We start from the raw sequence: 8,134 nt of genomic DNA, 5'->3' as shown, positions 1-8,134 counted from the left end.
GAAAAAAAGGCCCGGAACCCGGGCCTTTTTTTCCTCAGTGCTGCTCGCCGCGCAGATGCCCCATGCGCGGGGCCGAGCGGCCCATCGGCAGCTTGAGCTTGCCGATCGCCGACAGGCGCGCCTCGGCGATGCGGTCGGCGGCGTACTGCGGGCTGATGTTCTCGCGCTCGGACAGGTCGAAGATCTTCGCCACGTTGTGGTAGATGCTGCGGATCAGGCGCATCGCCCGCTCGCGGTTGTAGCCGTCGATCTCCAGCGACACGTTCATCACGCCGCCGGCGTTGACCGCGTAGTCCGGCGCGAACAGGATGCCGCGCCGGTGCAGCTCGTCGCCCACCGCATGGCTGGCCAGCTGGTTGTTGGCCGAGCCGCACACGATCTTCGCCTTGAGCCGCTCGATGGTCTCCATCGTCAGCGCGCCTTCCATCGCGCACGGCGCGAACACGTCGGCGGCCACGTCGTAGATCTCGTCCACGCCGACCACCTCCACCCCGTACTCGGACACCGCGTACTCCACGCGTGCCGGGTCCAGGTCGGTGACGAACAGCTTGGCCCCGCGCTCGCGCAGCAGCTTCACCAGCTCCATGCCGATATGGCCCAGGCCCTGCACCGCGATGCTGGTCTTGCCGATTTCCTCGTGGCCCAGCTTGCGCTGCAGGCTGGCCATCAGCGCCTGCAGGGTTCCGTAGGCGGTGAACGGGGCCGGGTCGCCGGAGCCACCGTGGACCTGGTGCACGCCGGTGACGTACTCGGTCTCCAGGTACACCAGCTCCATGTCGTTGACGTCCGTGCCCACGTCCTCGGCGGTGATGTAGCGCCCGCCCAGCGCATCGACCGCGCGGCCGAAGGCGCGGAACAGGGCCTCGGTCTTGTCGGTCTTCGGGTCGCCCAGGATCACCGCCTTGCCGCCGCCGATGTTCAGGCCGGCCAGCGCGTTCTTGTAGGTCATGGTGCGGCTCAGGCGCAGCACGTCGCGCACCGCGTCGGCCTCGTCGGCGTAGTGGCGCATGCGCACACCGCCCAGGGCCGGGCCCAGCACGGTGCTGTGGATCGCGATGATCGCCTTCAGGCCCACGTCGGGGTTGTTGCAGAAGACCACCTGTTCGTGGCCGGAGGTGGCGAGGGTTTCAAACAGCATGGCGGGCTCCGCGTCGTCGGGTCGCGCGTGGCGGCGGGCCGGCCGGCACCGCCGGGCGCCGGGTCCGGAAACAAAAAAGCGACGTGGCCGGGTGGGGGAGGGCATGCGTCGCGGGTCACATTCTAAACCGGTTCCAACTCCGCTCCCGCGAAGGCTTGTCCGAACGAACGATCGTGCTATTTTGCGTTCCATGAACCTGCCCGCGCCTGCCACCGCCAAGGGAGCCCATACCCGCGACATGCTCCTGGGCCGCGCCTGCGAGCTTGCGGCCCGGGTCGGGCTGGAGGGGGTGAGCATCGGCGAGCTGGCCAATGCCGCGGGCATGTCCAAGAGCGGCGTGTTCGCCCACTTCGGCTCGCGCGAGGACCTGGTGCGGCAGACCCTGGAATGGGCCGCTGCCGGCTTCACCGATCAGGTCCTGGTGCCGGCCCTGCGCCGGCCGCGTGGCCTGCCGCGGCTGCAGGCGGTCATCGAAGGCTGGATGGACTGGATCCTGGCCCATCCCGACGGCTGCGTGTTCCTCGGCGCGATCTCCGAGTACGACGGCCGCCCCGGCCCGATGCGCGAATTCGTCACCGAACTGATGGAGCGTTGGCGCGGCGTGGTCGAAACCGCGGTGCGCAAGGCCGTCGAGGAGGGCCACCTACGCCCTGGCACCGACCCGAAGCTGCTGGCCTTCGAGCTGCACGGCCTGATGTACGGCCTGCACCACGTACGCCTGCACGACCCGCAGGCCCCGGACCTGACGCGCCGCGCCCTGCACGACCTGTTCGACCGCTACCGGGCCGATGCCGGCCCGGCCACTCCCCCCCGCTGATACGGAGCTGTGCCATGGATGCCGCAAAGCCTTCTTCTTTGCCTCAAAAAAGCACGACCGTTCGCAAATCCGGCGTCCCGCGCCCCCTGCGCTGGGCCTTCCGCGCCGGCAGCTGGCTGGCACCGCGCACCACCGTGCGCCATGCCTCGCGGCTGTTCGCCACGCCGCTGCCCAGCTCGCGCAGCCGCGCCCTGGCCGCCCCCTGCGACGACGCCCACATCGGCCAGGTGGAAAGCGGCGGCGACGTGCTGACCACCTACACCTGGGGCGATCCGGCGTTGCAGCCCTATGTGCTGTTCGCGCATGGCTGGTCCAGCTTCGGCCTGCGCTGCCGGCCGTGGGTGGAGCCGCTGCGCGCGGCCGGCTACGCCGTGGTCGCCTTCGACCTGCCCGGGCACGGGCGCAACCCGCCATGCCAGACCAACCTGCCGGCCTGCGCCGCGGCGCTGGCCGACGTGGCCCGCCAGCACGGCCCGGCCGCTGCCCTTGTCGCGCACTCGATGGGCGGCGCGGCGGCGGTGCTGGCGCTGCGCGAAGGCGTGCGCGCCGGCCGGGTGGTGCTGCTGGCGCCGGCGGCGGACATGCGTGAGGCCGGCCACCGCTTCGGACGCACGATCGGCCTGAGTCCGCCGCTGGTGGCGCGCATGTTCGAGCGCTTCGAACGCCAGATCGGCATTGCCGTGGACCAGCTGGCCGCGCACCTGCACCTGCCCGCGCTGGGCGTGCCGGCGCTGGTCGTGCACGACGTGGAGGACGAGGACGTGCCGTGGGAGGAGGGCGAGCGCTACGCCCGCCTGTGGCCGGGCGCGCGCCTGCTGAGCACCCGCGGCCTGGGCCACCACCGCATCGCCTCCGAACCGCAGGTGGTGGAGGCGGCGCTGCGCTTCCTGCGCGGCGAGGCGGTGGGCGAGCGGGTGGTGTCCTCGCCCAACCTGCCGTTCGGGCTCGCCTGAAACCATGTTTGACTTTATGTGAACCGCATCGCAGATTGCGCGCCGCACGGGGGGATCCGTCGGCGCGCCTGCGCGCCCAGCAACTGCCCGACCACACGCCGGCGCCGCCGGCGTGGTGGTCGCGCGCGGCTTTCCCCGGCCCGCCAGGGAATTGGCGGCCTGGTCCCCCTTCCGCACGGATGCGGGGATCGTCCACACCACAGGGGGGAAGCCCATGAACCGTCATGCAGTCGTCCTCGCCGCGCTGTTGCTGGCCGGCGCCACCCAGCCCGCGCACGCCCAGGCCGTGTCCCAGGCGTGGAAGCAGTACCGCGAAGGCCGCACCACCCAGGCACCGCCGCCGCCGTCCGAGCCGGAGCTTCCGGCGGCGATGAGCCACCAGCAGGCCCAGTACTACCGCCCGGTGCAGCGCGACGGCAGCGGCTTCTTCGTTGGCGCCCAGCTCGGCAAGGGCTGGATCTACGAGGAGATCGACCAGGACGCGGTTTCGTTCAACGCCGGCTACCGCTGGCAGGCGGGTCCGGTCGCGCTGCTGGGCATCGAGGTGGGCGCCGGCCGCCTGGCCGACACCCGCTGGCAGGGGATCCATTTCGATGAGGTGAAGTTCCGCAGCATCGGCTTCAATGGCCGCTTCAACTTCGGCCGCCACAACCCGTGGTACGGCATCGTCCGTGCCGGCTACTGGGCCGCCGACGTGGGCGAGGGCGAGTGGGCCGGGGAAGTGGATGGCGGCTACGCCGGCATCGGCGTCGGCGTGGACCTGGGCCGCAACGCCAACCTCAACCTGCTCTACACCAGCTACGTCTACGCCAGCTCCTACTACTGGGCCGACTACGAGTTCAACCGCGCCGACACCGTGACCGTCGGCATCGAAGCGCGGTTCTGATCGCGATCACTGGCGGCATATAGCCCGGGCAGGCGGAACGCACCGCGCCGCTACAGTGCCGGGGCGATGGCGGGGCCCGACGCGTCGCCAACGCGCTGCGGCGGAGTCCCGGATGCGGCCTTCCTTATCCGGGCTAGGCGTAGGCGTCGCATTTCAATGGCCGGGGCCGCGAGGGCGGCCCCGATGCCATCGCACATCGATGGCGCAGGGCGCGGCCCGCCGCTGCTGCCGGGGAACCGCCGCCGGACGGCGTTGGCGGACGACTTCGCGTGCATGGCGGGATCCCGGGTGCCATCCGGCCTTATCCGGCCGCCGCCGCGATGCAGGGCGTCGCCATCGCACCTGCGCGAAAGTCACGCTGCACCGCGCCAATCCGTTTCGGATGCAAGCACTAGAATCGGGTCGAATCCCGACTTTCCGGTGACGCATACGCATGAGCACGCCCGCCAGCCATCTCCAGGGCGCACGCCCCGAAGCCCACGCCGACACCACGCCGCTGCGCTTCGTGACCGCGGCCAGCCTGTTCGACGGCCACGACGCGGCGATCAACATCATGCGCCGGCTGATCCAGGCCCAGGGCGCTGAAGTGATCCACCTCGGCCACAACCGCAGCGTCGAGGACGTGGTCCGCGCCGCGCTGCAGGAAGACGCCGACGCCATCGCCCTGTCCAGCTACCAGGGCGGCCACGTCGAGTACTTCAAGTACATGGTGGACATGCTGCGCGAGAAGGGCGCCTCGCACATCCGCGTGTTCGGCGGCGGCGGCGGCACCATCACCCCCGAGGAAATCCGCGAGCTTGAGGCCTACGGCGTCGAGCGCATCTACCACCCCAACGACGGAATGAAGATGGGGCTGGTGGAAATGATCGGGGATGTGGTTGCGCGCGCCAAGCGCGCGCGTGATTCGTCATTGCTGACTGATGATCCGCAAGGGCACGACGCGGCCGACGAGTTTGCGATCGCCCGCATGCTCTCGAAGATCGAAGACGGCGTCTTCTCCGAAGCGGAACTGGCCCTGATGCGCCGGGGCTGGGCTGCCGCTCCCAGCGAATCACGAACCACGCATCACCAATCATCACGCCAGACCACGCCAGTGGTCGGCATCACCGGCACCGGCGGCGCCGGCAAGTCCTCGGTCACCGACGAGCTGCTCAACCGCTTCCTGGCCTGCTTCCCGCAGATGCGCATCGCCGTGCTGTCGGTGGACCCGACCCGCCGGCGCACGGGCGGGGCGCTGCTGGGCGACCGCATCCGCATGAACTCGCTGCGCAGCCACCGCGTGTACATGCGCTCGATGGCCACCCGCCGCCAGCACAGCGCCACCAACACCGTGCTGCGCGACTGCATCGGCTACCTGCGCTCGCTGGATTTCGATCTGGTGATCGTGGAGACCGCCGGCATCGGCCAGTCCGACTCGGAGATCGTCGACCTGGTCGACTTCCCGGTGTACGTGATGACCTCCGACTACGGCGCCGCCAGCCAGCTGGAGAAGATCGACATGCTCGACTTCGCCGAACTGGTGGTGCTGAACAAGTACGACCGCCGCGGCGCCGAGGACGCCCTGCGCGACGTGCGCAAGCAGTGGAAGCGCAACCGCAACGCCTTCCAGGTGACGGACGAGGAGATCCCGGTCTACCCGACCATCGCCAGCCAGTTCAACGATCCCGGCGTGAGCTGGATGTTCGCCAACCTCTGTCGCCTGCTGCGTGGGAAACTGGACTCCGCCCTTGGTTCTGCTGTCGGCTCCCCCCGCTGCGACTTCAACCCCAGCATCGACACCTCGCTGAAGGAACCGCGGGCCACCGTGCTGATCCCCGGCAACCGCGTGCGCTACCTGGCCGAGATCGCCGAGCAGGGCAGGGCGATCAACCGCCGCATCGAAAGCGAGGCCGAGACCGCCGCCCGCGCCCAGCATTACTGGGAAGCCCTGCGCGAGCTGGGCGACCCGCTGCCGCCCGAGCCGCTGGCGCTCTACGACGGCGCCGCCCTGCAACCCCCGTCCTCCGGGGAGGCTGTCGAAGCCGACCGCAGCCTGCTCACCCTGCGCCAGCGCTACAACGACGCCATCCAGTCGCTTTCCAGCGACTCCCAGCGCCTGCTGCGCGAATGGCCGCAGCGGCTGAAGTCGATCACCGACGAGGTCAACGAGTACCAGGTCCGCGGCAAGACCATCCGGGTCGAGAACTACCGTGAGTCCCTCAGCCACCAGAAGATCCCGAAGATCGCCGCGCCGCGCTTCAGGTCCTGGGGCGAGCTGCTGACCTTTCTCGGCAAGGAGAACCTGCCCGGCAGCTACCCGTACACCGGCGGCGTCTACCCGTACCGCCGCACCGGCGAGGATCCGATCCGCATGTTCGCCGGCGAGGGCACGCCCGAGCGCACCAACCGCCGCTTCCACTACCTGTCCGCCGGGCAGCCGGCCGCGCGCCTGTCCACCGCGTTCGACTCGGTGACCCTGTACGGCGAGGACCCGGCGCCGCGCCCGGACATCTACGGCAAGATCGGCAACTCCGGCGTCAACGTGCCCACGCTGGACGACATGAAGAAGCTGTACTCCGGCTTCGACCTGTGCGCGCCGAACACCAGCGTGTCCATGACCATCAACGGCCCGGCGCCGATCATCCTGGCGATGTTCATGAACACCGCCATCGACCAGCAGGTGGAGAAGTACCTCAAGGCCGACCCGGACCGCTGGGCCGAGGCGCAGCGGAAAATGGACGCCTTCTTCGAAGGCCGCCAGCGCCCGCGCTACCACGGCGACCTGCCGCCGGGGAACGGCGGCCTCGGTCTGGGTCTGCTGGGCGTCACCGGCGACCAGCTGGTGGACCGCGAGACCTACGAGAAGATCAAGGCACAGACCCTGCGCACCGTGCGCGGCACCGTCCAGGCCGACATCCTCAAGGAAGACCAGGCCCAGAACACCTGCATCTTCAGCACCGAGTTCGCCCTGCGCATGATGGGCGACATCCAGCAGTACTTCGTCGAGCACCAGGTCCGCAACTTCTACTCGGTGTCCATCTCCGGCTACCACATCGCCGAGGCCGGGGCGAACCCGATCAGCCAGCTCGCCTTCACCCTCAGCAATGGCTTCACCATCGTCGAGTACTACCTCGCCCGGGGCATGCACATCGACGACTTCGCGCCCAACCTGAGCTTCTTCTTCAGCAACGGCATGGACCCGGAGTACACCGTCATCGGCCGCGTCGCCCGCCGCATCTGGGCCCGCGCCATGCGCGAGCGCTACGGCGCCAACGAGCGCAGCCAGATGATGAAGTACCACATCCAGACCTCCGGCCGTTCCCTGCACGCGCAGGAGATCCAGTTCAACGACATCCGCACCACGCTGCAGGCGCTCTATGCGCTGTTCGACAACTGCAACAGCCTGCACACCAACGCCTACGACGAGGCCATCACCACGCCGACCGAAGAGAGCGTGCGCCGCGCCGTGGCCATCCAGATGATCATCAACAAGGAGCTGGGCCTGAACTTCATCGAGAACCCCTGGCAGGGGAGCTTCGCGGTGGAGTACCTGACCGACCTGGTGGAGGAGGCGGTCTACAAGGAGTTCGAGGCCATCAGCGAGCGCGGCGGCGTGCTCGGCGCCATGGACACCATGTACCAGCGCGGCAAGATCCAGGAAGAGAGCCTGTACTACGAGCACCGCAAGCACGACGGCAGCCTGCCCCTGGTCGGCGTCAACACCTTCCTGCCCAAGGAACACGCCGGCGAAGTGGCCACCGAGATCGAGCTGATCCGATCCACCGAGGCCGAGAAGGCCCAGCAGATCGCCAACGTCCGCGCCTGGCAGGCCAACCGCAATGTGCTGGCGCCGGAAGGGGAAACCGGCCATGCCCATGTGGTTGAGGATGAAACTGTGACCGAGGTCCACAACGGCCACGGCCTGGCGTATCTTCAGGACACCGCGCGTCGGCGAGGGAACGTCTTCGAAGCGCTGGTCGAAGCGGTCAAGACGCACTCACTCGGGCAGATCAGTCATGCCTTGTATGACGTGGGTGGGGAGTATCGGCGGAATATGTAGTCGGCTGTTTAGTTGGGGAGCGGGTAGTCCCGGAGTCATGCGCGCCATCTGCGTTTCGCCGCTAGCTGGACCAGATATGGCCTGGCGCCGCTGGCCGTACTAGTGCCTCCTGATAAAGCACGGGGTTGAAGGCCGCTGGGTTGTTGGCTTGCCGTGCGTGGTGGTTGGCGGCAGCGAACTGGACAGGCGGGATCCGCGCGACGTCCCACCTTGGCCGGGCGAGAGGACGTGCTCCTCCGCCCACGCACCAACCGCCCGTTCTCCGGTGTACGGCCTGGCCGCCGCGGGCCATGGTACGCGC

The 8,134-nt window shown here is 69.0% G+C and carries 5 protein-coding genes; 4 read left to right on the top strand and 1 reads right to left on the bottom strand.

Annotated features, from left to right (window positions below; translation table 11 throughout):
• Positions 1–34 precede the first annotated feature (34 nt).
• On the bottom strand, positions 35–1,138 hold the full coding sequence (locus EIM47_RS15540; RefSeq protein WP_125077414.1) for a Glu/Leu/Phe/Val dehydrogenase dimerization domain-containing protein: 1,104 nt from the start codon (positions 1,136–1,138) through the stop codon (positions 35–37).
• A 190-nt stretch (positions 1,139–1,328) separates the two neighbouring features.
• Between EIM47_RS15540 and EIM47_RS15535 the strand changes: the two genes are divergently transcribed.
• The 4 genes from EIM47_RS15535 to EIM47_RS15520 all read left to right on the top strand — a co-directional run bounded on the left by EIM47_RS15535 (position 1,329) and on the right by EIM47_RS15520 (position 7,833).
• Positions 1,329–1,955, top strand: coding sequence for a TetR/AcrR family transcriptional regulator (locus tag EIM47_RS15535; protein WP_125077413.1), 627 nt, complete (start codon positions 1,329–1,331; stop codon positions 1,953–1,955).
• A gap of 14 nt (positions 1,956–1,969) precedes the next feature.
• A complete protein-coding gene (locus EIM47_RS15530; protein ID WP_233603071.1) occupies positions 1,970–2,908 on the top strand; it encodes an alpha/beta hydrolase in 939 nt (312 codons plus the stop codon).
• 214 nt (positions 2,909–3,122) lie between these two features.
• On the top strand, positions 3,123–3,794 hold the full coding sequence (locus EIM47_RS15525) for a hypothetical protein (protein ID WP_240626258.1): 672 nt from the start codon (positions 3,123–3,125) through the stop codon (positions 3,792–3,794).
• A gap of 433 nt (positions 3,795–4,227) precedes the next feature.
• Entirely contained in the window at positions 4,228–7,833 is a 3,606-nt protein-coding gene (locus tag EIM47_RS15520; RefSeq protein WP_125077412.1) for a methylmalonyl-CoA mutase family protein, read from the top strand.
• Positions 7,834–8,134 lie beyond the last annotated feature (301 nt).

It is taken from the genome of Pseudoxanthomonas sp. SGT-18 (genome assembly GCF_003931645.1).
Classification (GTDB): Bacteria; Pseudomonadota; Gammaproteobacteria; order Xanthomonadales; family Xanthomonadaceae; genus Pseudoxanthomonas.
Note: the sequence above shows the minus strand (reverse complement) of the source record. Positions and strands in the feature narration are given on the sequence as shown.

Bases quoted from the DNA above. Each gene is read 5' to 3' on its own strand.
- EIM47_RS15540 (WP_125077414.1), bottom strand. From the start codon at position 1,138: ATGCTGTTTGAAACCCTCGCCACCTCCGGCCACGAACAGGTGGTCTTC.
- EIM47_RS15535 (WP_125077413.1), top strand. From the start codon at position 1,329: ATGAACCTGCCCGCGCCTGCCACCGCCAAGGGAGCCCATACCCGCGAC.
- EIM47_RS15530 (WP_233603071.1), top strand. From the start codon at position 1,970: ATGGATGCCGCAAAGCCTTCTTCTTTGCCTCAAAAAAGCACGACCGTT.
- EIM47_RS15525 (WP_240626258.1), top strand. From the start codon at position 3,123: ATGAACCGTCATGCAGTCGTCCTCGCCGCGCTGTTGCTGGCCGGCGCC.
- EIM47_RS15520 (WP_125077412.1), top strand. From the start codon at position 4,228: ATGAGCACGCCCGCCAGCCATCTCCAGGGCGCACGCCCCGAAGCCCAC.